A 26,250-nucleotide genomic window follows, 5' to 3' on the forward strand; every position below is an offset into this window, starting at 1 on the left:
GGTCGGATGACTTCTGGTTTGCACCGTCATAGGCTCTTTGTCCATGAGCTCGCTCACCTGGGCGGTCGCCGCTGTCGTCACCGACGCATCCGGGCGGCTGCTGCTCTGCGGCCGGTCCGAGGGGGCCCGGCGCTGGGGCCTGCCGGGCGGGCGGCTGCGCCACGACGAGAGCCCGGTGGATGCCGTCGTCCGGGCGGTCCGCACGGAGACCGGCTGGGCGGTGGCGCCGGCCGACCTGGTCGGCCTCTACCGGGTCACCGGTCCACCGGTGCCCGCCCCATCGGCCGGGCGGTGCGGCGCGCGCCCAGACGTGCTGGTGCACGTGTTCCGCGCCGGACCGGCCGACGCCGGACCGGCGGGCGAACCGGCGACCGGGTGCCTGCCTCGGTGGTGGCCGCCGCAAGAGCTGCCCGACGTGCTGACCCCCACGACGCGCGCGGCGATCGCGGACGCGCTCGCCGGCCGCGCCGGCGTGCTGCGGCACACGACCGCCGCCGACGCGCTCACGCCACCCGGCGACGGGCAGCCCGGCGACGGGCAGCCCGCCCCGCCCGGCCAGCGCGCCTCCGAGCAGGTCGACAGCAGTAGCCGCTGACCGCCCGCCCGCTCGCTCGCTTGATCGACACCAGTTCGGCGAAGTGGCGGTATCCCGGCGTCCTGGACCACGCCAGCTCGGCGAAGTGGAGTCGATCAAGCAGGTGGCGAGCGGGGCGTCAGCGGGCCGGGTTGCGGACGCCCTCGGCCAGTTCGGCGCTCAGCTTGCGCAGCGCGGTCAGGCCGGCGGCCTGGTCCGGGGCGTCCAGCACGCAGCGGACCAGCGCGCTGCCCACGATCACCGCGTCGGCGTACCCGGCGACGGTGGCGGCCTGCGCGCCGGTGCCCACGCCCAGCCCGACGCCGACCGGGATGTCGGTGACCTCGCGCAGCCGGGAGACCAGGACCGGGGCCGCCTCGGAGGTCTGCGCGCGGGCGCCGGTGACGCCCATGATCGCGGTGGCGTAGACGAAGCCGCGGCAGTGCTCGGCGGTCATCCGCAGCCGCGCGTCGGTCGAGGACGGTGAGACCAGGAACGTCCGGTCCAGGCCGTGCGCGTCGGAAGCGGCCAGCCACTCGGCGGCCTCGTCGGGGATCAGGTCCGGGGTGACCAGGCCGGTCCCACCGGCGGCGGCCATGTCGCGGGCGAACGCGTCGACGCCGTACTGCTCGATCGGGTTCCAGTAGGTCATGGTGACCACGCTCGCCCCGGTCGCGGCGACCGCCTCGACGACGCGCAGCGCGTCCGCGACGCGGACGCCACCGGCGAGCGCGATGTCGCTCGCCTTCTGGATGACCGGGCCGTCCATCACCGGATCGGAGTACGGGATCTCCACCTCGATGACGTCCACGCCCGCCTCGACCATGGCCTTCATGGCGGCGATGCTGCCCTCGACGGTCGGGAAACCGGCCGGCATGCAGCCGACCAGCACGGCCCGGCCGTCCGCCCGCGCCTTGTCGAAGGCGACCCCGATGCGGCTCACGCTGTCACTCCTTGTCGAGGATGCCGAAGTACGCGCCGGCGGTGTGCACGTCCTTGTCGCCCCGGCCGGACAGGTTGACCACGATCAACGGCTCCCGGCCCAGCTCCTCGGCGAGCCGGGGGGCGATCGCGCGGGCGCCGGCCAGCGCGTGCGCGCTCTCGATCGCCGGGATCACGCCCTCGGTTCGGCAGAGCATCTCGAACGCGGCCATCGCGTCGGCGTCGTCGACCGGCAGGTACGTGGCCCGCCCGGTGTCGTGCAGCCAGGCGTGCTCCGGGCCGACGCCCGGGTAGTCCAGGCCGGCCGAGATCGAGTGCGACTCGATGGTCTGCCCGTCGGCGTCCTGCAGCACGTACGTGCGGGTGCCGTGCAGCACGCCCGACGAGCCGCCGGTGATGCTGGCGGCGTGCCGGCCGGTCCCGACGCCCTCGCCACCGGCCTCGAAGCCGTAGAGGCGGACCCCGGCGTCCGGCACGAACGCGTGGAAGATGCCCAGCGCGTTGGAGCCGCCGCCGACGCACGCCGCGACCGCGTCCGGCAGCGTGCCGGTCAGGTCCAGGCACTGCTGGCGGGCCTCCACGCCGATGCCACGGACGAAGTCGCGGACCATCTCCGGGAACGGGTGCGGGCCGGCGGCGGTGCCGATCAGGTAGTGGGTGTCGTCGACGTTGGCGACCCAGTCCCGCATCGCCTCGTTCATCGCGTCCTTGAGCGTGCGCGAGCCGGTGGTCACCGGGACGACGGTGGCGCCGAGCATCCGCATCCGGGCCACGTTGAGCGCCTGCCGCTCGGTGTCCACCTGGCCCATGTAGACGACGCATTCCAGGTCGAACAGCGCGGCGGCGGTGGCGGTGGCCACGCCGTGCTGGCCGGCGCCGGTCTCCGCGATGACCCGCCGCTTGCCCATCCGCTTGGTGAGCAGCGCCTGGCCCAGCACGTTGCGGACCTTGTGCGCGCCGGTGTGGTTGAGGTCCTCCCGCTTGAGCAGGACCCGCGCCCCGACCTGCGCGGAGAAGCGCCGGGCCTCGTAGAGCATCGAGGGCGTGCCGGCGTAGTCACGCAGCAGCGCGTCGAACTCGGCGAGGAAGTCCTCGTCGCCCATCGCCTTGCGGTACGCCGCGTCCAGCTCGTCCAGCGCGGCGACGAGCGCCTCCGGGACGAACCGGCCGCCGAACCGGCCGAAGTGGCCGGCGGCGTCGGGAACCTGGCCGGCTGCGGGTGCGGCGCTCATCGCGGGCGTCCTCTCGGATCGGGTGGCCCGGCGGCTCAGCGCACCGGGCGGGGCGTGGCCGGGTGGTTACCGGCGTTGACCAGCTCGGCGACCGCTTCACGCGGGCTCTTCTGGGTGACCAGGCCCTCGCCCACCAGCACGGCGTCGGCGCCGGCGGAGGCGTACCGGATCAGGTCGTGCGGACCGCGCACCCCGGACTCGGCGATCTTGACGACGCTGCTCGGCAGGCCGGGCGCGATCCGCTCGAACACCGAGCGGTCGACCTCCAGCGTACGCAGGTCACGGGCGTTCACGCCGATCACCTGCGCGCCGGCCTCCAGGGCGCGGTCCGCCTCCTCCTCGGTGTGCACCTCGACCAACGCGGTCATGCCCAGCGACTCGATCCGCTCCAGCAGGCCGACCAGCACGTTCTGCTCCAGCGCGGCGACGATCAGCAGCACCAGGTCGGCGCCGTGCGCGCGGGCCTCGTGCACCTGGTAGCTGGAGACGACGAAGTCCTTGCGCAGCACCGGCACGTTCACCGCGGCCCGCACCGCCGCCAGGTCGTCGAGCGACCCGCCGAACCACCGGCCCTCGGTGAGCACGCTGATCGCCCGCGCTCCCCCGGCCGCGTAGTCACCGGCCAGGTCCGCCGGGTCGGCGATCTCGGCCAGCCGCCCCTTGGACGGCGACGAGCGCTTCACCTCGGCGATCACGGCCACGCCGGGCCGGCGCAGGGCCGCGTACGCGTCCAGCGGCGGCGGCGCGGCGGCGGCCAGCTCACGGATCCGCTCCAGCGGAACCTGCTCCTGCCGCCGGGCCACGTCCTCGCGCACACCGGCCAGGATCTCGTCGAGCACGCCTGCGGACGGCGCCGCTCCGGCGTCGTCCCCCTCCGCGTGCGCATGCTCAGCAGTCACCAACGGACTCCCCTCTCCGGGCGTCATGGGCCGATGCTAGGGGGCGCCACCTGGCGACAAGTGCCGGGGGGTATGGCGCACCTCACGACATGGGCTGTGGCATGATGGCCGACTTCCGGTGAACGCCACGTCACGCAGCGCCACGCTGGCATCGACCGTCACCCATCCCCCATCTCACCACGGTTGATCCGTCGCCGCAGCACCGCTCCCGCGCCGGGCTGTGACCAAGCTCAAGGACCTCCGGCCCTGCCCAGGTCGGGCCGCCTGGCGGACCGTTGACCTGTGCTTCACGAGGGCGAAACGTGAGCCCGGCAGCATCGTCCTCGGGCAGACTCGACACCGGCGGCTGACCACCGCCGACAACCATCTCGTGCGGGGTGACCATGAGCGCCAACGGGCCGAACCAGACCATCGGCTTGACCACCATCTCCCGGACCGTCGCCTCCCTCGCCTTCGGCGTGGTGCACACGCTGGAGCGCGCGGTGGCCGGTGACGGCCGGACGCGTACCGCCCAGGGCAACGCCTGGGAGGCCGTCTGCGCCGACCGGGCCCGCGCCGCCCAGCGCCGCGAGCTGGAGCGGCTGGTGGCCGAGCTGACCGCCGCACGGGCCGCGGCCCGCCGCCGGCGCGACGCGCGCGAGGCTCAGCCGGTCAGCTGACCGTCGGGTCCTCGCCCCGGTCCAGCGCGTCCCACGCGTCCCGGGTGCCCCGCTCGACCGCCGGCCGGCCGGGCTCGACCGCCGGGACGGCCCGTCGCTCGTACCGCGCGCCCATCGCGGGCCAGCCCGCTGCGCGCAGCGCGGTGAACGCGCCGCCGGACGCGAGGGCCAGGCCGCCGGCCACCACCAGCGCCGGCCACTGACGGCTCACCCCGGCCTCGGCGAGGCCGATCCCGCCGCCGACCGCCACGGCCACGCCGACCGCGCCCAGCAGCAGGCCCAGCAGCCGGCGCAGGCGGCCCCGGGTGGCGAGCACCGCGCCGCCGCCGGCCAGCCCCACGTAGGTCAGCGCCAGCACCCAGGGCAGCAGCTCCGCGCCGGTCCGGTCGGCCCGGCCGGGCGGCAGCGACCCCCGGGCGGTCATCTCCACCGACCAGGTCCGGGTCACCGCCCAGCAGGCCAGGCCCGCCCCGGCCAGGCAGAGCAGCACCGCGTACGCGAGTTCGCGCCGACCGCGGGCCGACGGCGCGGTGGTGCCGGGCGCGCTCACCGGGCTGCCCGCAGCGTCTCGGCGGCCGCGATCGCGGCGAGGACGGCGGCGGCCTTGCTGCGCGTCTCCCGATCCTCGGCGGCCGGATCGGAATCGGCCACGATCCCGGCGCCGGCCTGCACGTAGGCCCGGCCGTCGCGGATCAGCGCGGTACGGATCGCGATGGCCATGTCCAGGTCGCCGCCGAAGGCGAAGTAGCCGACGGTGCCGCCGTAGACGCCGCGCCGCACCGGCTCCAGCTCCTCGATGATCTCCATGGCGCGTACCTTGGGCGCGCCGCTGAGCGTGCCGGCCGGGAACGTGGCGGCGAGCGCGTCGAACGCGGTGCGGTCGGCGCGCAGCTCGCCGACGACCGTCGAGACGATGTGCATGACGTGGCTGTAGCGCTCGATGGTGGCGAACTCGGGCACCTCCACGGTGCCCGGCCGGCAGACCCGCCCCAGGTCGTTGCGGCCCAGGTCGACAAGCATGACGTGCTCGGCGCGTTCCTTGGGGTCGGCGAGCAGCTCGGCGGCGAGCCGGGCGTCGGCCTCCGGGGAGCCGCCGCGCGGCCGGGTGCCGGCGATCGGGTGCAGCAGGGCCCGCCGCCGCCCGTCCGGGCCGGCGCTGACCTTGAGGTGCGCCTCCGGGGACGACCCGACGATGTCGAAGCCGTCGAAGCGCAGCAGGTACATGTACGGGCTGGGGTTGGTGGTGCGCAGCACCCGGTAGACGTCCAGCGGGTCGGCCTCGGTGGGGCGCTCGAAACGCTGGCTGAGCACGATCTGGAAGCACTCGCCGGCGCGGATCGCCTCCTTGGCCGCCGCCACGGCCTTCGGGTAGCCGCCCTCCGGGGTCCGGCTGACCACCTCGCCGACGCCCGGCCGGCCGACGGTGGACACCATGGGCGGGATCGGTCGGGACAACGCGGTGGTCATGGCGTCCAGGCGACCCACCGCGTGGTGGTACGCGGCGTCGACCAGCTCCGCCCGCCCGGGCGTATCGAGCGGGGGCAGGACCGCGTTGGCGACCAGGATCGCCGAGCCCTCGTAGTGGTCGAGCACCACCAGGTCGGTGGCGAGCATCATGCCCAGCTCGGGCACGTCCAGCTCGTCCTCGGTCAGCTCGGGCAGCCGCTCGAAGCGGCGGACCAGGTCGTAGGCGAGGTAGCCGACCAGCCCGCCGGTCAGCGGCGGCATTCCGCCGGCCGGGTCCCAGGCCGGGCCGGCGAGCGCGTCGACCGACTCGCGGAGCACGGTGACCGGGTCCCCGGTGGTCGGTACGCCCGCGGGCGGTGTGCCGGTCCAGCGCGCCTCGCCGTCCCGCTCGGTGAGCGTGGCGCTGCTGCGGACGCCGATGAACGAGTACCGCGACCAGGCCGTGCCGGCCGAACCGACGCCCTGCTCGGCGGATTCCAGCAGGAACGTGCCGGGACCGCCGGCCAGCTTGCGGTAGACCCCGACCGGGGTCTCGGCGTCGGCGAGCAGCCGCCGGGTCACCGGCACGACCCGCCAGCGGGCGGCCAGGTCGGCGAAGGTGGACCGGTCCGGGCTGACGGTGCCGTCGGTCACGGGGTCTCCTCCGGTGAGCTGACCGGCAGGTCGGTGAAGAAGCAGGTGCGCTGCCCGGTGTGGCAGGCCGCGCCGACCTGCTCCACGCTGACCAGCAGCGCGTCGCCGTCGCAGTCCAGGGCCACCGAGCGCACGTACTGGTGGTTGCCGGAGGTGGCGCCCTTGACCCAGTACTCGCCGCGGCTGCGCGACCAGTAGGTGGCCCGGCCGGTGGTGAGCGTGCGGTGCAGCGCCTCGTCGTCCATCCAGGCGACCATCAGCACCTCGCCCGTGTCGTGGGCGCGGACCACGGCGGCGACCAGGCCGTCCGGGGTGCGGCGGAGTTTGGCCGCGATGGCCGGGTCGAGCCGGGACGGCCGGGCCGGGCCGGGACTGGGGGCGCCGGTCAGCGGCGCGTCAGGGGCGGGCACGGTTGACCATTCTCCCGCACGCGGCCCGGGGACCGCCGACGTGTCCCGGGAGGCGGGCGTCACCGTCGCCAGCGCCCGGCCCAGCTGCCGCAGGTAGCGGTCCGCCCGGCCGTCGGTGAGCGCCTCGGCCAGGTCGGTCCCGGTGGCCCGGGCGATCTCCGCCGCGTACGGGCGCACCAGCGGGAGGATGCCGTTGACCAGCCGTCCGGCGGCGGCGCCGACCTCGGCCGGGTCGCCGGGGCGCAGCCCGAGGCAGAGGAGCATGTCGTCGCGGTAGCCGGGCGGGGCGACCGGCAGGTCCAGCGCGGCGGTCAGGGCGGCCCGGCGGGACACCACGCGCACCGACGGGTTGGCCGGCCGCAGCACCGAGGGGCAGAGCCGGGCCAGGTCGGCCGCGGCGAGCCGGACCCCGACCGGGTCACCGGCCAGGCGCGCGGCGGCGACCTTGCCCAGCGTGGCGATCAGCTCCTCCAGGCGCGGCTCGTCGGCGGGCTGGCAGAGCACCGGCAGGTCGATCCGGCGCCGCCACTCCGGCACCGCCCAGAGCAGCCGGGCCGGCGCGGTGACCGGGAGCCCGAACGCCCAGTCGGCGGGCTGGCCGAGCCGGCGTACCCAGGAACGGACGTCGCGGGCGGCCACGGAGACGTGCACCAGGCGGCCGCCGAACTCGGTCAGGTACGCCCGCCGGGCCGCGTACGGCGTGCCGCGGCGGGACGTGACCGGCCGGGGCCCGCCGGTGGCGCGTGGCTCGTCGGCGGCCACCAGCACGTCCACGTCCACGTCGCTGTGCTCGGTGGCGGCCCGCCGGGCGTGGCTGCCCCGCAGCATGATCCCGACGACCGGCCGGTCGGCGGCGTGCCGCAGGCGGGCGGCCCAGAGGTCGAGGAACCCGGTGTCGGACAACGGAGCTGGACCCACTGCCTCATGGTGCCCGAAACCTGATCTTCCGATGCCGGACTCCCTGTCCGCCGCCGGGTGTTCAGCCCGACTCCTCCTCCGCCCGCCGGTACGCGTCGATCTTGTATTCGAGAACCTTCAGGTCCTCCTCCAGCTCGGCCATCCGGGCCAGCACCCGGGCGCGGTGCGCCTCGAACAGCGCCCGCCGCGCGCCGAGGGTGCTGTCGCCGTGCCGGGCCAGCTCGGCGTAGCGGCGCATGTCGCGCACCGGCATCCCGGTGCGCCGCAGCCGGGTGAGCAGGAACAGCCAGTTGACGTCGGACTCGGTGTAGCGCCGGCGGCCGGAGGAGTCCCGTCCGACGCGGCCCACCAGCCCCTCCTGCTCGTACCAGCGCAGCGTGTAGGTGGTCAGGCCGACCCGTTCCGCCGCCTCACCCACGGTGAGGCTCATCTCCCGCGTGCTGATGTCCACGCCCTCCAGGCTTCCAGTTCGAGCCCACTCGAAGTCAAGTCCCTCGTTGCCTCGCCGACGGAATTCATCTAGCGTTGAGTTCACCGGGTGATGAATTGACGGAGGCGAGCATGGACGACGCGGTGTCGGTCCGCGAGCTGGTGGTCGACCGGGGCGGGCGGCGGGTGCTGCACGGCATCACCTGCGGGGTGCCCCGGGGCACGGTGACCGGGCTGCTCGGGCCCAGCGGCAGCGGCAAGACCACGCTGATGCGCGCGGTGGTCGGCGTGCAGACGGTCGGCTCCGGCGCGGTCGACGTGCTCGGCCGCCCGGCCGGCTCGGCCGACCTGCGCCGCCGGGTGGGCTACCTGACCCAGGCGCCGAGCGTCTACGCCGACCTGACGGTGCGGGAGAACGCCCGCTACTTCGCGGTGCTCCAGGGCCGGGGCCGCGCCGAGGCCGACCGCGCGGTCACCGACGTCGGCCTGGGAAAGGCGGCCGACCAGCTCGTCGGCACGCTCTCCGGCGGCCAGCGCAGCCGCGCCTCGCTCGCGTGCGCGCTGGTCGGCGAGCCGGAGCTGGTCGTCCTCGACGAGCCGACGGTCGGCCAGGACCCGGTGCTGCGGGCCGACCTGTGGGCCCGGTTCCACGCCATGGCCGCCGCCGGCACCACGCTGCTGGTGTCCAGCCACGTGATGGACGAGGCCGCCCGCTGCGACCGGCTGCTGCTGATCCGCGAGGGCCGGCTGGTCGCCGACGACACCCCGGCCGCGGTCCGCGCCGCCACCGGGACCGACGACCTGGAAGAGGCGTTCCTGCGCCTGATCCGCGACGCCGAGGGAGAGGCGCGATGAACGGACGGATCCTGGCCGCCACCACCGGGCGCATCCTGCGCCAGCTCCGGCACGACCGGCGGACCGTGGCGCTGCTCGTGGTGGTGCCGTCGGTGCTGCTCACGCTCGTCTACTTCATGTACGTCGACCAGCCCGCCCCGCCCGGCGCGCCCAGCACGTTCGACCGGGTGGCCCTGATCATGCTGGGCTTCTTCCCGTTCATCATCATGTTCCTCGTGACCAGCATCGCCATGCTCCGCGAGCGCACCACGGGCACGCTGGAGCGCCTGCTCACCACGCCGCTGGGCAAGCTCGACCTGCTGTTCGGGTACGGCATCGCGTTCGGCCTGGCCGGGGTGCTCCAGTCCACTGTCGCCTCGGTCGTCGCGTACCGGGTGTTCGGCCTGGAGACCGCGGGCAGCGCGTGGCTGGTCGTGCTGATCGCCGGGGTGAACGCGGTGCTGGCGGTGGCGCTCGGGCTGTTCTGCTCGGCGTTCGCCCGCACCGAGTTCCAGGCGGTCCAGTTCATGCCGGTGGTGGTGGCCCCGCAACTGCTGCTGTGCGGCCTGTTCGTGCCGCGCGACCAGATGGCCGGCTGGCTCCAGGCGGTCAGCGACGCGCTGCCGCTGTCGTACGCGGTCGAGGCGCTGCAGGAGGTCGGCGCGCACGCCGAGCCGACCGGGACGATGTGGCGGGACGTGGCGATCGTGACCGGGGCGGCGGTGGCGGCGCTGGTGCTGGCCGCCGCGACGCTGCGCCGGCGCAGCGGGTGAACGCGCGGCGCACCGGGCGGCGGCCCGGCACTCCGGACACCCGCGAGGCGATCCTCGCCGCGGCGCGGGAGGCGTTCGCCGAGCGGGGGTTCGACGCCGCGTCCATCCGGGCCATCGCCGCCGCGGCGGGAGTGGACCCGGCGCTCGTGCACCACTACTTCGGCGGCAAGGAGGAGCTGTTCCGGGCCGCGACGGCGTTCCCAGCCGACCCGGGACGGCTGCTGCCGGCGGTGCTCGCCGGCGGCCCGGACGCGCTCGGCGAGCGGATGGTCCGGGTGTTCCTGGAGGTCTGGGACTCCCCCACCGGCACCGCCGCGGTGGCGCTGCTGCGCTCGGCGGTCAGCAACGACTGGACCGCGCGCCTGCTGCGCGAGTTCCTGGTCACGCAGGTGCTGCGGCGGGTGCTCGACCAGCTCGACGTCGACCCGGCGCAGCGCGCGCTGCGCGGCGGCCTGCTCGCCACCCAGCTCGCCGGGCTGGCGTTGATGCGGTACGTGCTCCGCCTCGACGCGGTCGCCACCGCCGAGCCGGCGACGCTGGTGGCCGCCGTCGGCCCGACGGTCCAGCGGTACCTCACCGGCGACATCACCTGAGCCGTCGCGGCTCAGGCCGCGGCCGCCCGGGGGCAGAGCATCGGGTGCAGCAGGCGGGACAACTCCGCCACGTCGGCGACCGGCCGTGGGAAGGCGACCCGGCGGGCCGCCCGTGCGCGACCAGCAGGCCGTACCTGTCGATCCGGACCACCCGCGGGATCTGGTCGCCGGGCAGGTCCAGCCGCCGCCGAAGGTAGTCGCCGACCTGCTCGGCGTGGTGGTCGGCCAGGTCCGCGAGCAGGGCGGCCTCGACCGGGTGCAGCGGGTCCGGCTCGGCCTCCGCGAACGCCTCCGGGTCGATCCGGCGCACCCGCCCGGCGCGTTCCCAGCGGGCCTCGGCCACCTCGAAGCGGTGCAGGTGGAACCGGCTGCCCACGTCGAGCAGATCGGCGACCGGGTCGGTGGCGGCGAAGTCGACAGCCGCGTCGCGCGCCTCGTCCCCGTTCAGCCGCGTCGCCCAGCCGGACACCCAGGCCCGGCCGAGCGAGGGCGCCCCGGCCGCCGGCGGCAGGTCGAGCACGTCGAGCACGGCGGCCACGTCGGCGTCGCCCGCCGGCGGCACGAGCGCCGCGGCGAGGTCACTGACCACGGGTACGAGCAGCAGCACCCGCCCGTCCGGGTCGACGGCGTGCCGGACCTGGTGCGGGCCGGGGTGCCGGGCCAGGTGGACGAGGGCGGGCAACCGGCCCGCGACAAGGGTTCGCACGATCTCCGCCGGGCTGGGCCGCATGATCCCGACCTCCTCAAGATAGGTTAGGCTTACCTAAGAAGCAGGCTAGACGATCGGAGACGCCCCCGTGAACCACCCCCGGCCCAAAGCCCGGCTCTCCCGGGCCCTCGGCATCCCGCTGACCCGCAAGTGCGTGCGGTACTTCGAGCGGCGCCCCTATCCCCCGGGCGTGCACGGCCGGTCCCGCCGCACCACCTCCGACTACCAGGTGCGGCTGCTGGAGAAGCAGCGGCTGCGCCACCAGTACAACGTCAGCGAGGCCCAGTTGCGCCGGCTGTTCGACGAGGCCGCCCGGGCCGCCGGCAAGACCGGCGACACGCTCGTCGCGCTGCTGGAACGACGCCTCGACGCGGTGGTCCTGCGGGCCGGGCTGGCCCGCAGCATCTACCAGGCCCGCCAGCTCGTCGGGCACGGCCACATCACAGTGGACGGGCGCAAGGTCGACCGGCCGTCGTACCGGCTGCGGCCCGGCCAGGTGGTCGGCGTACGCGAGCGCAGCCGCACGCTGCCACCGTTCCAGCTCGCCGCCGCCGGGGCGCACGCCGACGCGCAACCCCGGCCGTACCTGTCGGCGCAGCCGGCGCAGCTGCGCGCCACGCTGGTACGCGAACCGGCCCGGCACGAGGTGCCGGTGGTCTGCGACGAGCAACTGGTGGTGGAGTTCTACTCCCGCTGACCGGTTACCGGGTCTGCTCCAACCAGGACGCATACAGCAGCGCGTACACCGAGTCGGTGTCGCGGACCAGCTCGTCGTGCGGGCCGCGCTGCACGATCCGGCCCCGGTCCACCACGATCACCTCGTCCGCCGCCTGCGCGGTGGACAGCCGGTGCGCGATGGCGAGCGTGGTCCGCCCCCGGGTCACCGCGTCGAGCGTGCGTTGCAGGCGTACCTCGGTGGCCGGGTCGACGGCGCTCGTCGCCTCGTCCAGCACCAGCAGGTCCGGGTCCGCGACGTACGCCCGGGCCAGCGCCACGAGCTGCCGCTCGCCGACGCTGAGCGCCTCCCCGCGCTCACCGACCGGCGTGTCCAGGCCGGACGGCAGCCCGTCCAGCCAGTCGGCCAGGCCCAGCTCGCCGAAGGCGGCGGTGAGCCGCTCGTCGGTCAGGTCGGGGCGGGCGAAGCGGACGTTCTCCCCGACCGTGGCGTCGAACAGGAAGCCGTCCTGCGGCACCATCACCACCCGGGAACGCAGCGAGTCGAAACGCACCTGCCGCAGGTCGACGCCGGAGAGCAGCACCGCGCCCTCGGTCGGGTCCATCAGCCGGGTGAGCAGCTTGGCGAACGTGGTCTTGCCGCTGCCGGTCTCGCCCACCACCGCCACCCGGCTCTTGGCCGGGATGTCCAGCGTCACGTCGTGCAGCACCGGCGGGCCGCCCGGATAGGCGAACGTCACGCCGGCGAACCGGGCGTCCAGCGGCCCGGGCGGCAGCTCCCGCCCCTGCTCGCCCGGGTCGGCCACGTCCGGGGAGACGTCCAGCACGTCCAGCACCCGGCGCCAGCCGGCGATCGCGTTCTGCGCCTCGTTGAGCACCTCGGTGGCGATCTGCACCGGCTGGATGAAGAGCGTGACCAGGAACAGGAACGCGGTGAGCTGGCCGACCGACAGCGTGCGGTCGACGCCCAGGCTCACCCCGACCACGACCACGCCGGCCAGCGCCAGCCCGGCCGCCAGCTCCCCCACCGAGCTGCCCATGATGCTGATCCGGATCGCCCGCTGCTGGGCCACCCGCTGACCGTCGATGGCCGTGTCGAGCCGCCGCGCGGTCCGCCCGGCGATGCCGTACGCCCGGATCACCGGCGCGCCCACCACGCTCTCGCCGATCGCGCCGAGCAGCGTGCCGGTGCGCTGCCGCACCAGGCCGTAGGCCCCGGCGAGGCGGCGCTGCAACTGCCGGATCACCAGCACCGCCGGCGCGAACGCGACGAGCACCACGAGCGTCAACTGCCAGGAGTACGCGAGCATCACCGCTGTGGTCACCAGCAGCTGGCCCAGGTTGACGATCAGGATCACGCCGCCCCACTGCAGGAACTGGGTGATCTGGTCGACGTCGCTGGTCACCCGGGAGACCAGCGAGCCGCGCCGCTCGGACTGCTGGTGCAGCATGGACAGGTCGTGCACGTGCCGGAACGCCCGGGTGCGCACCCCGGCCAGGGCCGTCTCGCTCACCGTGAACAGCCGGCGCATCATCAGGTAGCCGCAGGCGGTGGTGACCACCAGCACCCCGGCGGTGATCGCCACGGTGAGCGAGATGACGTTCAGGTCGAGCCCGCCGACGATGCCGTGGTCGATGCCGCGCTGCACCGCCACCGGCACGGCGACCCGGCCGACCATGTAGACCAGCGCCAGCGCGAGCGTGCCGGCGAGACCGGTGCGCAGCTCCGGGGAGAGCGCCAGCCCGCGCCGCAACGTCTGCCAGGTCGACTCGGTGGTCTCGGTGCTCCGGTCCGCCTCCGCCGTCGTCGCGCTCACCGCTCCACCTCCAGGCCGGAGGCCAGCGGCGTGACCTCGTCGTACGTCTGCTTCTGCTCGCGTTCCTGCTCGGCCTGCTCGTACGCGGTGACCAGGTCGGCGTAGCCGGGCACGGTGGCCAGCAGCTCGGTGTGGGCGCCGCGGGCGACCACCCGGCCCTGCTCCACGTAGATCACCTCGTCGGCGAGCGCGATGGTGGCCCGGCGGTACGCCACCACCAGGATCGACGCCGGGGCGCCGCCGTCGGCGGGCGCGCGCAGCCCGGCCAGGATGGCCGCCTCGACGCGCGGGTCGACAGCGCTCGTGGCGTCGTCGAGCACCAGCAGCCGGGGGCGTCCGGCCAGCGCCCGGGCCAGCGTCAGCCGCTGCCGCTGCCCGCCGGACAGCGAGGTGCCTCGCTCGCCGACCATGGTGTCCAGCCCGTCCGGCAGCGCGGCCACGAAGCCGTCCGCCTCGGCCAGCCGCAGCGCCGCCCACACCTCGTCGTCGCCGATGCCGGCCCGGTCCAGCGCGATGTTGGCCCGGACCGTGTCGTCGAAGACGAACGGCACCTGCGCCACCAGCGCCACGTTGCCGGCGAGCGAGGCGGCGGTCAGTTCCCGCACGTCCACGCCGTCCAGCGTGACCCGCCCGGCGCCCGGGTCGACCAGGCGCACGGCCAACGACGCGATCGTGGACTTGCCCGAACCGGTGGGCCCGACCAGGGCGACGGTCTTCCCGGCCGGCACGGTGAACGTCACCTCGCCGAGCACCTGGGCGCCGGGCAGGTGCGCCTCGGCCGGCTCGTACGCGAAGTGCACGTCGTGGAACGCGAGCGTGGCCGGCGTACGGGTGGCCGGGTCGAGCGTCCTCGTGCCGTACGGCATCTCGCCTGTCGCGTCGAGCACCCGGCGCACCCGGTCCCACCCGGCGACGCTGCGCGGCAGCTCGGCCAGCACCCAGCCGATGGCGCGCACCGGGAAGGCCAGCACGGTGAACAGGAACGCGACGCTGACCAGCTCGGACACGGTGATCGCGCCCTGCCGCAGCCGGATCGCGCCGACCACCAGCACGGCGAGCGTGCCGAGGCTGGGCAGCGTCTCCAGCATCGGGTCGAAGACGCCGCGCAGCCGGCCGACCGAGATCAGCGCGTCCCGCAGCTCGCCGGCGCGGGCGGCGAAACGGGCGGTCTCCTGGGCCTCGCGGCCCATCGTCTTGACCACCAACGCGCCGTCGAAGCTCTCGTGCGCGATGCCGCTGACCTCGGCGCGCAGCCGCTGCGCCCGGGCCTGCCGGGGCGCCATCCGGCGGGAGTAGACCACGTTGAGCGCGAACAGCGCGGGGAACACGGCGAGGCCGACCAGGGCCAGCGCCCAGTCGGTGACGAACAGTGACGCCACCGCGCCGACCAGCATCACCAGCGTGCCGACCGCGAACGGCAGCGGCGCGATCGGGTACCAGGCCGCCTCCACGTCGGAGTTGGCGTTCGACAGCAGCGTGCCGGTGGAGTTGCGGTGGTGCCAGGCCAGCGGCAGTTCCAGGTAGCGGCGGGTGACCCGGCGGCGGTAGGCGGCCTGGAGCCGGTACTGCATGTAACCGGCGCCGAGCCGCCGGCCGAAGATGCCGACGACCCGCAGCACGCTGATGCCGAGCAGCGCCGCCGCGGCCAGCGCCAGGGTCCCGCGGGCCACCTCGCCGCGCTCGACCGCGGGCACGACGACCTTGCCGACCACCCCGCCGACCACGTACGCGCTGGCGATCACCAGGAGGCCGAACAGCACGCTGCCGCTGACCGCCACCGCGAAGATCCGCGGCTGTTCCCGGATGGCCCGGCCGAGCACCCGTAGCCCTCTGCCGAGCACGTCCCGACTTGTCCCGCTCGCCACGTTCGCCCCCGCCGTAAGCCGCAATTTTCTCCCCCATCCTTACCGCTCGCCGCCAGCTCCGCCGACCCGGCCGGGATATGTCCGCCGTCACGTTCGCACCGGACCTGGGCGGACACCGGCCCTCGATACTCGCGGCCCGCCGTAGCGCCGGGCGTGGCGCGCCGATCGGCCGCGACGGGCCTACGATCGGGCCATGCCGCGGTACGCCCGAACGGAGCGCGAGGCGCTCGCCGACCTGATGCTGGAGCTGGGACCGGACGCGCCGACTGTGAACGAGGGGTGGACCACCCGCGACCTGGCGGCGCACCTGCTGGTGCGGGAGCGCCGGCCGGACGCGGCGGGCGGGATCCTGCTGCCGCCGCTGCGCGGCTACGGCGAGTCGGTCCGCAGGCGGATCGCCGCCGGGCCGTACGCCGACCTGATCGCCCGGGTCCGCCGTCCCCCGGTGTGGAGCCCGGTGAGCAACCCGCTCACCGACGAGATCGCGAACGGGATGGAGTTCTTCATCCACCACGAGGACGTCCGCCGGGCCCGGCCGGGCTGGCAGCCGCGTGACCTGCCGGCCGGGCAGCAGGCGGTGCTCTGGAAGCGGGTCGCCCTGCTGGCCCGGATGGCGCTGCGGCGCTTCCCGGCCGAGGTGCTGGTGCAGGCGCCGGGGCACGGCGAGCTGCGGGCCGGTGGCGGCGGCGAGCGGCTGCGGCTGGTCGGCGCGCCGGGGGAACTCGTGCTGTTCCTCACCGGGCGGCAGCGGGTGGCCCGGGTCCAGGTGGACGGTCCGGCCGAGCGCGCCGAGCGTCTGCGTACCGCCGAACTGGGCCTGTGACAGACGTTTCCGCCCGCCCACCCAGGCGATCGTAGAATGTGGACACCCGGCGTTCGATAACGTTCGCCGGCTGCCGTACGCTCCTGCGCACCGGCCCGACCCTGCGGGGCGGCGGACAGGGGACGACGATGCGGGACTTCGCGCTCTCGGCGCTGCACGAGCCGCCCTTTCCCTCCCGGTGTCACCCGGCCGCGGACGAGGTGGCCGCGCAGAGCGTCGCCTGGGTGCGCGGTTTCGGCCTGGTCAAGACCCAGGCCGGCCTGCTGCGGCTGGCCGGCGCCCATGCCTCGGAGCTGGCCGGACGGGCCTGCCCCGAGGCGTCCCCGGCCGGTCTGCGGCTGCTCACCGACCTGATCAACTGGCTGTTCGTGGTGGACGACGCCTGCGACGACGACGGGCTGGGCGCCGCGCCGACGGTGCTCGCGCCCACCCTGGCGGCGCTGCTGGAAGTGCTCGACCGGCACGGTGACCCGGACGCGCCCGCGCCCACCGACGCCGGCCCGATGGGCCTGGCGCTGCACGATCTGTGCCGGCGGGCGCGCGGCCGGGGCCGGCCGGCGCACCTGATGCGGCTGGTGAGCCAGTTGCGGGAGTACCTGCTGGCGCTGCTGTGGGAGGCGGCGAACCGGGAGCGCCGGCGCGTGCCGGGGGTCGCCGAGTACGTGCAGATGCGCCGCCACACCGGCGGCGTACGCCCCAGCTTCACGGTGACCGACCTGGCCCGCCCGTCCCTGCCCCGGGCCGACCAGCGGGCGACCCCGGCGCTCACCGCGCTGGACGCCCTCGCCACCGACCTGGTCTGCTGGTGCAACGACGTGTTCTCCTACGGCAAGGAGCGGGGCGTCACCCCGGACGCGCACAACCTGGTGACCACGATCGCGGGCGAGACCGGGCAGGACGAGTCGGCGGCGCTGAACGCGGCGGCGAACCGCTTCAACGCGGCCCTCGCCTCGTACGCGGAGCGGGACGCGGCGTTGAGCGCCGGGGCCGACGAGGGGATGCGGGCGTTCCTGGACACCCGCCGGGACTGGATCCGGGCCACCTACGACTGGTCCCGCGCCGCCAGCCGATACGCCTGATCCGATTCCAGAAGTCGGGACCGGTGGCGACTCGGCCGATCAGGGCTAGCCGCTGGCCGGGTACAGGCAATACCCTTCGGTAACCGCAGACCGGCGTGACCCCCGTCACGTCCCTCCACCCCTGAAGGCGGCTACAGCGATGGCTCTCGATGTACCGTACCGTTCCGTACCCGACATGTTCCTCAAGCGCGTGGCGGACTCCCCCGACCGCCAGGCGTTCGCTCACCCCGCACCCGACGACTCGGGCCCGGTCTGGCTGACGTGGGAGCAGGTCGGGCAGCGCGCGAAGGCGATCGCCGCCGGGTTGCACGGGCTCGGTGTCGGCCTGGAGAACCCGGTGGCGATCCTGGCCAACACCCGGCTGGAGTGGGTGCTGGCCGACTTCGGCATCATGTGCGCCGGTGGGGCCACCACCACCGTCTACCCGACCACCGAGCCCGACGACGCGGTCTACATCATCGCCGACTCCGGCTCGAAGGTGCTGTTCGCGGAGAACCCGGCCCAGGCGGCGAAGATCGCCGGAGCGGACCTGCCCGCGCTGACCCACGTGGTGCTCTTCGACGGCGCGCCCGACCCGGCCGCCGCCGTCCCGCAGCTCACCCTGGCCGAGCTGGAGGAGCGCGGCGCCGCCGCGCTGAGCGCCGAGCCCGACCTGATCGACATGCTCGTGGCCGGCATCGGCCCGGACCACCTGGCGACGCTCATCTACACCTCGGGCACCACCGGCCGCCCGAAGGGCGTGGAGCTGCTGCACGGCGGCTGGTGCTGGGAGGGCGTGGCGCAGGCCGAGCTGGGCCTGCTGCGCACCGACGACCTGCAGTACCTGTGGCTGCCGCTGTCGCACTCGTTCGGCAAGACGCTGCTCTGCGGCGCCACCCACGTCGGCCTGCCCACGTACGTCGACGGCCGGGTGGACAAGCTGGTCGACCTGCTCGGCGTGATCCGGCCGACGCTGATGTGCGGCGCGCCCCGGGTCTTCGAGAAGGTCTACAACAAGGCGGTCACCACCGCGCAGGGCGCGGGCGGCGCGAAGGCCAAGATCTTCGCCTGGGGCGTCGAGGTCGGCAAGGAGAAGGTCGCGCTGGAGCAGGCCGGCAAGCCGGTGCCGGCCGGGCTGCGGATGAAGTACGCGCTGGCCGAGAAGCTGGTGTTCAGCAAGCTGCAGGCCCGGCTCGGCGGCCGGATGCGGGTGCTGGTCTCCGGCGCGGCGCCGCTGAGCAAGGAGATCGCCACCTTCTTCGCCGCCGCCAACCTGCCCATCTCCGAGGGCTACGGCCTGACCGAGACCAGCGCCGGCGCGTTCGTGAACCCGCCCGACGGGCTGAAGATCGGCAGCGTGGGCCGGGCCATGGGTGATCTGGAGTGCCGGATCGACACCGACGGCGAGATCCTGATGCGGGGCAAGCCGGTCATGCGGGGTTACCACAACCTCCCCGAGGAGACCGCCGCCGCGTTCACCGAGGACGGCTTCTTCCGCAGCGGCGACATCGGCACGCTCGACGACGACGGCTACCTGCGCATCACCGACCGCAAGAAGGACCTGGTCAAGACGTCCGGCGGCAAGTACGTCGCGCCGTCGCACATCGAGGGCATGTTCAAGGCGGTCTGCCCGTACACCTCGCAGGCGGTGGTGATCGGGCAGGCGCGCAACTACTGCACCATGCTCGTCACGCTGGACCCGGACGCGATCAAGGGCTGGGCCGCCGGCACCCCGCTGGAGGGCAGCGACTACACCACGATCGTCACCTCGCCGCAGGCGCGGGAGATGGTCGAGGGGTACGTCGCCGAGCTGAACGCCAAGCTCAACCGCTGGGAGACGATCAAGAAGGTGACGATCCTCCCCCGTGACCTCACCATCGAGGACGGCGAGGTCACGCCGTCGCTGAAGATCAAGCGCCGGAGCGTGGAGACGAACTTCTCCTCCGAGATCGACAAGATGTACGAGGGCACGCTCGCCGAGCTGTGACCCGCACCGCCAGCCGGTAGCGCCGGCCGTGCCCCACCGTCCCGGGGCACGGCCGTTCGCGTCGGCGCCGGTCAGAGGTGCTGCTGCCGCCAGCGGCTCTGCTCGGCCTCGGCGGCGATCTGCTCCTCCAGCGCGAGCTGGCGTACCCGGCGCCGGTGACCGTTCTCGCCCCGGGTCTCCCAGGCCACTCCCGCGCCGGTGACCACCGCCAGCGCGATCAGCGCGACCAGCTCCGGCACACGGAACACGAATGGGGCGACCGCGGTCAGCGCCCCCACGGTGGTCAGCAGCCGCCAGTGGATCTCGCGCAGCGCCACCCACCAGCACCCGGCGACGCCGAGCAGGTGCAACGCGACCCCGCCGAACAGGATCGCGCCCCAGAAGTCGCCGAGCGGCAGCCCCCAGGCGGGCGTGTGCGGATCGGCGGCCTCGGCCAGCAGGTCCTTGAGGCCGAGCGCGTAGAGGATGATCCCGGCGACTATCGGCAGGTGCAGGAACGTGTACGCGGTGCGGGCCAGCCGCAGCCGTGTGGCGCGGTCCCGGGCCTGGTGCAGGACCTGTTCCATGGCGAACGCCAGCGTGTCGAAGTACGCCCACCACAGCGCCGCCACGACCGTGATGCCGAGTAACGCGGCGATCGCCACCGGGCCGGTGAGCGGCAGCCCGCGCTTCGGGCCGAGCCCCAGCGCGATGATCGACTCGCCGAGTGCGACGAGCACGATGAGCGCGTGCCGTTCCGCCCAGTGCCCGGCCGAGAGCACCACCCACCACTGCTGGCCCAGGACCGTCCCGGCGACGTACTCGACAAGCAGCGCCAGCGTCCAGAGCGCCAGTTGCAGCCCGACCGCGAACCGCTCCTGCGGCAGCCGGCCGGGGAGTGTGCCGGCGACGACAAGCAGCGCCGTGGCCACCGTCGGGGCCAGGAAGCGCATCCGCAGTCCCCGGCGCCGGGCCGGGTCGGCGCGGTCGGCCCAGGCGAAGACGGTGAGCTGGGCGGTCCGGATCACGAAGTAGCACGCGGCGAAGACCAGCGGCCCGGGCAGCCAGCCACCGCTGTTGGCGAACGCGCTGGGCGTGCTGAGCACGAGCAGGAACGTGGCCGCCACGGTGACGACGCCGATCAGCGGCAGCATCCCCTGGTCGGCGCGGAACGCGTTGCCCATCCGGGCGAAGCCGGTCCACGACCACCAGAGCAGCGCCAGCACCAGCAGGAACCGGTAGAGGTTGGCGGGCGTGAGCACCGAGGCGGTGAGCGTGGTGACGCTCAGGAACGCGAAGACGAAGACCAGGTCGTAGAAGAGCTCCAGCCGGGTGGTGCGGGAGCCCGGCGCGCTGCGCCGCACCGCCCACGACCACCGGACCGCGTCCCCGTCTCCCACCCGGGCAGTGTGCGGGCGCGGACCCGCCCGCAGCTGTGGTTCGGGCGGTTCACCACCGGATCGGGCGGGCGGTCAGGCGATGACGCTCGGCTCGCGCCACTGCGGGCGGCTGGTGCGGTCCAGGTCGTAGCGCACCGCGGCGAGCCGGCCCACCGCTTCCACCAGTTCCTCGGCGGGCAGCGTGAAGGGCAACCGCAGGAAGCGCTCGAGCGTCCCGTCCAGGCCGAACCGGGGTCCGGGCGCCAGCCGTACGCCGACCTCCTCGGCGGCCCGGGCCAGCGCGCTGGAGATCGGGCCGTCCAGCTCGGCCCAGAGCGTCACGCCGCCGCGCGGCGGCGTGACCCGCCAGTCGGGCAGCTGCTCCGCGAGCGCCGCGACCAGGGCGTCGCGCTGCGCGGCGAGCTGGGCCCGGCGGGCGGCCACGATGGCCGGCGCCTCGGCGAGCAGGTGCACGGCGACGAGCTGGTCGAGCACCGGGCTGGCCATGTCCACCCCGACCCGGGCCGCGGCGAGCCGCTGCACCTGGGGCGCGGAGGCGCGGACCCAGCCGATCCGCAGGCCGCCCCAGTAGGGCTTGCTCATCCCGCCGATGCTGATCACCCGGGAGTGCCTGTCGAAGACCGCGACCGGCGGCGGCAGCGGGGTGCCGTCCAGCGGCAGGTCGACGAAGGACTCGTCGACGACGAGGTCGGTGCCGGCCGCGTGGGCCGCGCCGACCAGCCGTTCGCGCAGGTCGGCCGCCATCAGGTGGCCGGTCGGGTTGTGGAACTCCGGGATCACGTACGCGAGCTTCGGCCGGGTCTGCCGGATGCTGCCGAGCAGCAGCTCGGCGTCCCAGCCCTCGTCGGACAGGCCGTGCGTGGCGATCCGGGCGCGCCGGGCGGCCAGCGCGGCCAGCGCGTTGGGGTAGGTGGGTGACTCGACGAGCACCGCGCCACCGGGCGACAGGGCCAGCCGCAGCACCAGGTCCAGCGCGTGCTGGGTGCCGCTGGTGACCATGATCTGCTCCGGGCTGGTGGGCAGCCCGCGCTCGGTGTACCCGCGGGCCACCGCCTCCCGCAGCTCGATGATGCCGGTCGGGTGGTAGCCGGCCCCGCCGAGGTAGCGGGGCAGGTCCTCGGCGGCCGCCCGGGCGGCCGGGACGAGCTGCGGCGGCGCGGACAGCGCGGCCACGCCGAGGTCGATCATGTCGCGGTCGTCCAGCGGCGTCCACAGCCCGGTGCTGGCGACCCGGTGGCCGCCGGGCAGCATGGTCCAGCTCCCGGCGCCCCGGCGGCTGGCCAGGTGGCCGCTCTCCCGCAGTTCCCGGTACGCGGCGGTGACAGTGGTCCGGCTGATCCGCAGCGCCTCGGCCAGTTCCCGCTCGGCCGGCAGGCGTACCCCCAGGGGCAGCCGGCCGTCGGCGAGCAGGCCCCGGACGGCGCCGGCGAGCGCGGCGTAGTCGGGGCTGCGGCGGCGGCCCGGCAGTGCATGCCACTGGCCGAGGAGTCGCGCCAATTGGACGCCGCGCACCTGGCTGGTCATGGCCACACCTCCGGAATTGGACCCCTTACGTCCCTGCAATTGGCCCCTAGGGTGGCATGCATGGCACCGCTTGGCAATCTCGGGCACCGTTCGGCGCGACGACTCACCCAGCTCTACGCCGGGCTCGTCCTGTACGGCCTCAGCATGGCGCTGATGATCCGGTCGGAGCTGGGGCTGGACCCGTGGGACGTGTTCCACCAGGGGCTCGCCCGGCAGACCGGCCTCTCCTTCGGCACCGTCACCATCGCCGTCGGCGCTCTCGTGCTGCTGCTCTGGATCCCGCTGCGGCAGCGGCCCGGCCTCGGCACGGTCAGCAACGTCGTGGTCATCGGCCTGGTCGTCGACGCCACCCTGGCCGTGCTGCCGCCCGGTGAGGGCATGCCGGCGCGTGCCGCGATGCTCGTGGCCGGGATCGTCGCCAACGGCGCCGCCACCGGGCTCTACCTCGGCGCCGGGCTCGGCCCCGGACCCCGCGACGGTCTGATGACCGGATTCGTCGCCCGTCATCCCCGCTTCTCGGTGCGGCTGGTCCGCACGAGCATCGAGGTCACCGTGCTGGCCCTCGGCTGGCTGCTCGGCGGAACCGTCGGCCTCGGCACCGTGGCGTACGCGCTGACCATCGGCCCGCTCGCCCAGTTCTTCATCCCGGTCTTCGCGCTGCCCGCACGGCCGGCGAGCGGCGCTTACGCTACGTGACCGGCGCCGGGCCGACCGCCACGGCCCGAAGCGATCCGCAACGCGCTGAGCTGCGGTGACGAAGAACAGCAAAACCAGGTGTTTCCTCCGCCGTCGCGGCCGGGCATCATTCCTGCATGGGGGAGAACGGATGGCGTTGGAGCGACGCCTGGATCTTCGTCGCGCTTGTCATCGCCAGTGGCGCCGGCCGGCACCGGCGGTCCGCGTCGACACGCCGCCCCGAAGGCGTACGACTGGCCGACGTCCTCTCCACCGCCGACCACCTCAACCAGGCCATCCCCGAGCGGCACGAGGTGGAGGGCGCGGTCCGGCGGCTCGTCGGCGCGGGCCTGGTCAGCGTCGCCGACGGCTGGTTCCGGGTCACACCGGACGGTGAGCGGCTCTGGCGCACCCGCCCCAGCGCCGGGCTCGGCACCACTGTGGACACGGTGCAGGGCGTGCTGACCCGCCGGCACCCGCCCGGTGAGTCCGAGTGGCAGCTCGACGAGGACGACCACGCCGCCGCCGTGCAGGAGTACGTGGTCCGCTCGATCCCGATGCCGCGCCGCTCCCCCGAGGGGCACTCCGGCCGGCAGTGAGCGCGCCTCAGCGCACCGGGTGCCCGGCGCCGCGCAGCGCGTCCTTGACCTCGCCGACGGTCAGCTCACCGAAGTGGAAGACGCTCGCCGCGAGCACCGCGTCCGCCCCCGCGCCGACGGCCGGCGGGAAGTGCGCCACCTCGCCCGCGCCGCCGCTGGCGATCACCGGCACGTCGACCACCTCCCGGACCGCCTGGATCAGCGGCAGGTCGAACCCGGCCTTGGTGCCGTCGGCGTCCATCGAGTTGAGCAGGATCTCCCCCGCGCCCAGCTCGGCGCCGCGCGCCGCCCACTCGACCGCGTCCAGCCCGGTGCCCCGCCGCCCGCCGTGCGTGGTCACCTCGAAACCGCTCGGCGTCGTGCCGTCGGGCGCGCGGCGCACGTCCAGCGAGAGCACCAGCACCTGACTGCCGAACCGGTCGGCGATCTCGGCGATCAGCTCCGGGCGGGCGATGGCGGCGGTGTTCACGCCCACCTTGTCCGCCCCGGCCCGCAGCAGCGTGTCGACGTCGGCGACCTGGCGGACGCCGCCGCCCACGGTGAGCGGGATGAAGACCGACTCGGCGGTACGCCGCACCACGTCGAGCATGGTGCCGCGGTCACTGGACGAGGCGGTGACGTCGAGGAAGGTCAGCTCGTCCGCGCCGGCCCGGTCGTACGCCGCCGCCAGCTCCACCGGGTCGCCCGCGTCGCGCAGGTCGAGGAAGTTGACCCCCTTGACCACGCGCCCGGCGTCCACGTCCAGACACGGGATGACCCGTACCGCCACCGTCATGCCCCGAGCCTAGCCAACGCGCGGGCGGTGGTGACCCGCCGGTGAGGCCGGTCACCACCGCCCGTGGTGGTACGGGTTCACGCCGGTCAGAGACGGACCAGCATCTTGCCGAGGTTCTCGCCGCGCAGCAGGCCGAGGAACGCCTCCGGGGCCTGCTCGATGCCGTCGACGATCGTCTCGTCGTACGACAGCCGGCCCTCGCGCAGCCAGCCCGCCACCTCCTGCACGAACTGCTCCCGCAGGTGACCGTGGTCACTGACGAGGAAACCGCGCAGCGTCAGGCGTTTGCCGATCACCAGCGCCAGGTTGCGCGGCGCGGCCGGCGGCTCGGTGGCGTTGTACTGCGCGATCATGCCGCAGATGGCGGCCCGGCCGTGCACGTTCATCGCCCCGATCGCGGCCTCCAGGTGGTCGCCGCCGACGTTGTCGAAGTACACGTCGACGCCGTCCGGGGCGGCCGCCCTGAGCTGCTTGGACACCGGGCCGTCGTGGTAGTCGAACGCGGCGTCGAAGCCGAGCGCGGTGAGCCGTTCCACCTTCGCCGCGGAGCCGGCGCTGCCGATCACCCGGCCGGCGCCGCGCAGCTTCGCGATCTGGCCGACCATGCTGCCCACCGCGCCGGCCGCGCCGGAGACGAAGACGGTCTCCCCCGGCTTCATGGCGGCCACGTCGAGCAGCCCGGCGTACGCGGTCAGCCCGGTCATGCCGAGCACGCCCAGATGGGCGGTCACCGGCGCCAGGTCCGGGTCGATCTTGCGCGCGCCCTTGGCGTCCACCAGCGCGTACTCGCGCCAGCCCAGCCCGTGCAGCACCGTGTCGCCGGGCTTGACGCCGCCGGCCTCGCCGGCCACCACCTCACCGATCGCGCCCCCGTCGAGCGGGGCGTCGAGCGCGAACGGCGGCACGTACGACTTGACGTCGTTCATCCGCCCGCGCATGTACGGGTCGACGGACATGAAGCGGTTGCGGACCACCACCTGTCCCGGGCCCGGCGTCGGCACCTCGGTGGTGACCAGCCGGAAGTTCTCCGCGGTCGGCCAGCCCTGCGGCCGGGACGCCAGATGGATCTCCCGGTTCATCCCGCTCATCGGGCCTCGCGGACCGTGCGGGTGACCTCGACGTTGCCCCGGGTCGCGTTGGAGTAGGGGCAGACCTGGTGGGCCGCGTCGACCAGCTGCTCGGCGGCCGCGCGCTCGACCGCGGGCAGGTCCACCACGAGCGTCACGGCGAGGCCGAAGCCGCCGCTGCCGTTCGGGCCGATGCCCACCTCGGCCTCGACCACCGAGCCGGAGACGTCCGCCTTGGCCTTGCGGGCGACCACGCGCAGCGCGGAGTGGAAGCAGGCCGCGTAGCCGGCCGCGAAGAGCTGCTCCGGGTTGGCCGCGCCGCCGGCGCCACCCATCTCCTTCGGTACGGCGAGGTCCAGCTCGACCGTGCCGTCGGAGGTGCGGACGTGACCGTCGCGGCCGTCGCCGGTGGCGCGGGCGGAGGCGGTGTAGAGCACCTGCATGTCACTGCTCCTTCTGTCGGTGGATCGTCTCGGTGACCCGGGTGAGGATGCCGTGGAGGAAGACCAGCTCGGCCTCGGTGAGCCCGGTGGCGGTGGCCACCTGCCGCGGCACGTCACACATCCGCTCCCGCAGGGCCCGGCCCTGGCCGGTGAGGCCCACCTCGACCCGCCGCTCGTCGGCGGCCGAGCGGGTACGCACCACCAGGCCGGCCGCCTCCAGCCGCTTGAGCAGCGGGGAGAGCGTGCCGGAGTCGAGCCGGAGCGCGGCGCCGAGCTCGGAGACCGTGGGGGCGTCGTCGTCACGCTCCCAGAGCACCAGCAGCACCAGGTACTGCGGGTAGGTCAGGCCGTGCTCGTCGAGGATGGGCCGGTAGACGTCGGTCATGGCGCGCGACGCCGCATAGAGGGCGAAGCACACCTGCCGGCGCAGCACCAGATCATCGGTCACCGCGAAACCGTAACGCACAATTAGGTTGTGCACAACCGATCGG

At 74.5% G+C, this 26,250-nt stretch carries 26 protein-coding genes and 2 pseudogenes; 11 read left to right on the plus strand and 17 right to left on the minus strand.

What is annotated here, in order from left to right; translation table 11 throughout:
* Positions 1-43: 43 nt before the first annotated feature.
* The gene (locus KBX43_RS23510; RefSeq protein WP_210887193.1) at positions 44-595 is read left to right on the plus strand and encodes an NUDIX hydrolase; all 552 of its coding nucleotides are present in this window, start codon (positions 44-46) and stop codon (positions 593-595) included.
* Between the two features lie 118 nt (positions 596-713).
* Here KBX43_RS23510 and trpA read toward each other — a convergent pair whose 3' ends face one another.
* Genes trpA through trpC form a run of 3 tightly spaced genes read right to left on the minus strand, consistent with a single transcriptional unit; the run spans position 714 to position 3,587 of the window.
* The gene (gene trpA, locus KBX43_RS23515; RefSeq protein WP_043329522.1) at positions 714-1,517 is read right to left on the minus strand and encodes a tryptophan synthase subunit alpha; all 804 of its coding nucleotides are present in this window, start codon (positions 1,515-1,517) and stop codon (positions 714-716) included.
* A 4-nt stretch (positions 1,518-1,521) separates the two neighbouring features.
* Positions 1,522-2,748 carry a tryptophan synthase subunit beta gene (gene trpB / locus KBX43_RS23520; RefSeq protein ID WP_069089044.1) on the minus strand — a complete coding sequence of 409 codons (1,227 nt, stop codon included), beginning with the start codon at positions 2,746-2,748 and terminating at the stop codon, positions 1,522-1,524.
* Between the two features lie 35 nt (positions 2,749-2,783).
* Entirely contained in the window at positions 2,784-3,587 is an 804-nt protein-coding gene (gene trpC, locus KBX43_RS23525; RefSeq protein ID WP_030271968.1) for an indole-3-glycerol phosphate synthase TrpC, read from the minus strand.
* Positions 3,588-4,030: 443 nt separating this feature from the next.
* Here trpC and KBX43_RS23530 point away from each other — a divergent pair, with 443 nt between their 5' ends.
* Positions 4,031-4,306 carry a hypothetical protein gene (locus KBX43_RS23530; protein WP_069089043.1) on the plus strand — a complete coding sequence of 92 codons (276 nt, stop codon included), beginning with the start codon at positions 4,031-4,033 and terminating at the stop codon, positions 4,304-4,306.
* Here KBX43_RS23530 and KBX43_RS23535 read toward each other — a convergent pair.
* The 5 genes and pseudogenes from KBX43_RS23535 to KBX43_RS23550 form a co-directional block, all read right to left on the minus strand.
* A complete protein-coding gene (locus tag KBX43_RS23535) occupies positions 4,299-4,856 on the minus strand; it encodes a Trp biosynthesis-associated membrane protein (RefSeq protein WP_069089042.1) in 558 nt (185 codons plus the stop codon). The genes KBX43_RS23530 and KBX43_RS23535 overlap by 8 nt on opposite strands.
* Positions 4,853-6,406: an anthranilate synthase component I gene (locus KBX43_RS23540; RefSeq protein ID WP_043329521.1), complete on the minus strand. Its 1,554-nt coding sequence runs from the start codon at positions 6,404-6,406 to the stop codon at positions 4,853-4,855. Before KBX43_RS23540 ends, KBX43_RS23535 begins: the two co-directional genes overlap by 4 nt.
* Complete coding sequence (gene hisI, locus KBX43_RS31675; RefSeq protein ID WP_043331113.1) at positions 6,403-6,816, minus strand: phosphoribosyl-AMP cyclohydrolase; 414 nt, start codon at positions 6,814-6,816, stop codon at positions 6,403-6,405. The genes KBX43_RS23540 and hisI overlap by 4 nt, the downstream gene beginning before the upstream one ends.
* A 180-nt stretch (positions 6,817-6,996) precedes the next feature.
* Positions 6,997-7,644: pseudogene (locus tag KBX43_RS31680) on the minus strand (phosphoribosyl-AMP cyclohydrolase); the annotation flags it as partial.
* A 151-nt stretch (positions 7,645-7,795) separates the two neighbouring features.
* The gene (locus tag KBX43_RS23550; RefSeq protein WP_051611426.1) at positions 7,796-8,185 is read right to left on the minus strand and encodes a MerR family transcriptional regulator; all 390 of its coding nucleotides are present in this window, start codon (positions 8,183-8,185) and stop codon (positions 7,796-7,798) included.
* 110 nt (positions 8,186-8,295) lie between these two features.
* Between KBX43_RS23550 and KBX43_RS23555 the strand changes: the two genes are divergently transcribed.
* From KBX43_RS23555 to KBX43_RS23565, 3 genes are read left to right on the plus strand one after another with little or no spacing between them, the layout of a single operon-like run.
* Positions 8,296-9,018 carry an ABC transporter ATP-binding protein gene (locus tag KBX43_RS23555; protein ID WP_043329517.1) on the plus strand — a complete coding sequence of 241 codons (723 nt, stop codon included), beginning with the start codon at positions 8,296-8,298 and terminating at the stop codon, positions 9,016-9,018.
* The gene (locus KBX43_RS23560; protein WP_166456895.1) at positions 9,015-9,770 is read left to right on the plus strand and encodes an ABC transporter permease; all 756 of its coding nucleotides are present in this window, start codon (positions 9,015-9,017) and stop codon (positions 9,768-9,770) included. Before KBX43_RS23555 ends, KBX43_RS23560 begins: the two co-directional genes overlap by 4 nt.
* A complete protein-coding gene (locus KBX43_RS23565; protein WP_210887199.1) occupies positions 9,767-10,363 on the plus strand; it encodes a TetR family transcriptional regulator in 597 nt (198 codons plus the stop codon). Before KBX43_RS23560 ends, KBX43_RS23565 begins: the two co-directional genes overlap by 4 nt.
* Before the next feature lie 11 nt (positions 10,364-10,374).
* On the opposite strand, the pseudogene KBX43_RS23570 reads toward KBX43_RS23565, so the two are convergent.
* Positions 10,375-11,093, minus strand: a pseudogene (locus tag KBX43_RS23570) (DUF2470 domain-containing protein).
* 67 nt (positions 11,094-11,160) lie between these two features.
* On the opposite strand from KBX43_RS23570, the gene rpsD reads away from it, so the two are divergent.
* A complete protein-coding gene (gene rpsD, locus KBX43_RS23575) occupies positions 11,161-11,769 on the plus strand; it encodes a 30S ribosomal protein S4 (RefSeq protein ID WP_064445248.1) in 609 nt (202 codons plus the stop codon).
* Positions 11,770-11,773: 4 nt separating this feature from the next.
* On the opposite strand, the gene KBX43_RS23580 is transcribed toward rpsD, so the two are convergent.
* A complete protein-coding gene (locus tag KBX43_RS23580; protein WP_043329513.1) occupies positions 11,774-13,564 on the minus strand; it encodes an ABC transporter ATP-binding protein in 1,791 nt (596 codons plus the stop codon).
* A complete protein-coding gene (locus KBX43_RS23585) occupies positions 13,561-15,429 on the minus strand; it encodes an ABC transporter ATP-binding protein (protein ID WP_181373759.1) in 1,869 nt (622 codons plus the stop codon). Before KBX43_RS23585 ends, KBX43_RS23580 begins: the two co-directional genes overlap by 4 nt.
* 193 nt (positions 15,430-15,622) lie before the next feature.
* Between KBX43_RS23585 and KBX43_RS23590 the strand changes: the two genes are divergently transcribed.
* From KBX43_RS23590 to KBX43_RS23600, 3 genes are all read left to right on the plus strand, one after another.
* Entirely contained in the window at positions 15,623-16,252 is a 630-nt protein-coding gene (locus tag KBX43_RS23590; RefSeq protein ID WP_030500278.1) for a TIGR03085 family metal-binding protein, read from the plus strand.
* Between the two features lie 128 nt (positions 16,253-16,380).
* Positions 16,381-17,331, plus strand: a complete 951-nt coding sequence (locus tag KBX43_RS23595) for a terpene synthase (protein ID WP_043331108.1) — start codon at positions 16,381-16,383, stop codon at positions 17,329-17,331.
* 139 nt (positions 17,332-17,470) lie between these two features.
* A complete protein-coding gene (locus KBX43_RS23600; RefSeq protein ID WP_043329509.1) occupies positions 17,471-19,297 on the plus strand; it encodes a long-chain fatty acid--CoA ligase in 1,827 nt (608 codons plus the stop codon).
* A 71-nt stretch (positions 19,298-19,368) separates the two neighbouring features.
* Here KBX43_RS23600 and KBX43_RS23605 read toward each other — a convergent pair whose 3' ends face one another.
* Positions 19,369-20,676, minus strand: a complete 1,308-nt coding sequence (locus KBX43_RS23605) for a low temperature requirement protein A (protein WP_176722838.1) — start codon at positions 20,674-20,676, stop codon at positions 19,369-19,371.
* 72 nt (positions 20,677-20,748) lie between these two features.
* Positions 20,749-22,200: a PLP-dependent aminotransferase family protein gene (locus KBX43_RS23610; RefSeq protein ID WP_064445245.1), complete on the minus strand. Its 1,452-nt coding sequence runs from the start codon at positions 22,198-22,200 to the stop codon at positions 20,749-20,751.
* A gap of 60 nt (positions 22,201-22,260) precedes the next feature.
* Here KBX43_RS23610 and KBX43_RS23615 point away from each other — a divergent pair, with 60 nt between their 5' ends.
* Together KBX43_RS23615 and KBX43_RS23620 are read left to right on the plus strand one after the other, a co-directional pair.
* Positions 22,261-22,896, plus strand: coding sequence for a YitT family protein (locus tag KBX43_RS23615; protein ID WP_043329506.1), 636 nt, complete (start codon positions 22,261-22,263; stop codon positions 22,894-22,896).
* Positions 22,897-23,012: 116 nt separating this feature from the next.
* Positions 23,013-23,474, plus strand: a complete 462-nt coding sequence (locus tag KBX43_RS23620) for a hypothetical protein (RefSeq protein ID WP_043329504.1) — start codon at positions 23,013-23,015, stop codon at positions 23,472-23,474.
* A 7-nt stretch (positions 23,475-23,481) separates the two neighbouring features.
* Here KBX43_RS23620 and hisF read toward each other — a convergent pair whose 3' ends face one another.
* The 4 genes from hisF to KBX43_RS23640 form a co-directional block, all read right to left on the minus strand.
* The gene (hisF, locus tag KBX43_RS23625) at positions 23,482-24,249 is read right to left on the minus strand and encodes an imidazole glycerol phosphate synthase subunit HisF (RefSeq protein ID WP_043329502.1); all 768 of its coding nucleotides are present in this window, start codon (positions 24,247-24,249) and stop codon (positions 23,482-23,484) included.
* Between the two features lie 86 nt (positions 24,250-24,335).
* A complete protein-coding gene (locus KBX43_RS23630; protein ID WP_064445244.1) occupies positions 24,336-25,337 on the minus strand; it encodes an NADP-dependent oxidoreductase in 1,002 nt (333 codons plus the stop codon).
* Positions 25,334-25,759: an organic hydroperoxide resistance protein gene (locus KBX43_RS23635; protein WP_064445243.1), complete on the minus strand. Its 426-nt coding sequence runs from the start codon at positions 25,757-25,759 to the stop codon at positions 25,334-25,336. The genes KBX43_RS23630 and KBX43_RS23635 overlap by 4 nt, the downstream gene beginning before the upstream one ends.
* Before the next feature lies 1 nt (position 25,760).
* Positions 25,761-26,207, minus strand: coding sequence for a MarR family winged helix-turn-helix transcriptional regulator (locus tag KBX43_RS23640; protein WP_043331106.1), 447 nt, complete (start codon positions 26,205-26,207; stop codon positions 25,761-25,763).
* Between the last annotated feature and the right edge of the window lie 43 nt (positions 26,208-26,250).

The sequence above is a fragment of the Micromonospora sp. C41 genome, assembly GCF_018070485.1.
GTDB lineage: Bacteria > Actinomycetota > Actinomycetes > Mycobacteriales > Micromonosporaceae > Micromonospora > Micromonospora chalcea.

Coding starts and splice junctions, on each gene's coding strand:
- KBX43_RS23510 (WP_210887193.1), top strand. CDS start 44: ATGAGCTCGCTCACCTGGGCGGTCGCCGCTGTCGTCACCGACGCATCC.
- trpB (WP_069089044.1), bottom strand. CDS start 2,748: ATGAGCGCCGCACCCGCAGCCGGCCAGGTTCCCGACGCCGCCGGCCAC.
- KBX43_RS23530 (WP_069089043.1), top strand. CDS start 4,031: ATGAGCGCCAACGGGCCGAACCAGACCATCGGCTTGACCACCATCTCC.
- KBX43_RS23555 (WP_043329517.1), top strand. CDS start 8,296: ATGGACGACGCGGTGTCGGTCCGCGAGCTGGTGGTCGACCGGGGCGGG.
- KBX43_RS23560 (WP_166456895.1), top strand. CDS start 9,015: ATGAACGGACGGATCCTGGCCGCCACCACCGGGCGCATCCTGCGCCAG.
- KBX43_RS23590 (WP_030500278.1), top strand. CDS start 15,623: ATGCCGCGGTACGCCCGAACGGAGCGCGAGGCGCTCGCCGACCTGATG.
- KBX43_RS23595 (WP_043331108.1), top strand. CDS start 16,381: ATGCGGGACTTCGCGCTCTCGGCGCTGCACGAGCCGCCCTTTCCCTCC.
- KBX43_RS23600 (WP_043329509.1), top strand. CDS start 17,471: ATGGCTCTCGATGTACCGTACCGTTCCGTACCCGACATGTTCCTCAAG.
- KBX43_RS23610 (WP_064445245.1), bottom strand. CDS start 22,200: ATGACCAGCCAGGTGCGCGGCGTCCAATTGGCGCGACTCCTCGGCCAG.
- KBX43_RS23615 (WP_043329506.1), top strand. CDS start 22,261: ATGGCACCGCTTGGCAATCTCGGGCACCGTTCGGCGCGACGACTCACC.
- KBX43_RS23620 (WP_043329504.1), top strand. CDS start 23,013: ATGGGGGAGAACGGATGGCGTTGGAGCGACGCCTGGATCTTCGTCGCG.
- hisF (WP_043329502.1), bottom strand. CDS start 24,249: ATGACGGTGGCGGTACGGGTCATCCCGTGTCTGGACGTGGACGCCGGG.
- KBX43_RS23630 (WP_064445244.1), bottom strand. CDS start 25,337: ATGAGCGGGATGAACCGGGAGATCCATCTGGCGTCCCGGCCGCAGGGC.
- KBX43_RS23635 (WP_064445243.1), bottom strand. CDS start 25,759: ATGCAGGTGCTCTACACCGCCTCCGCCCGCGCCACCGGCGACGGCCGC.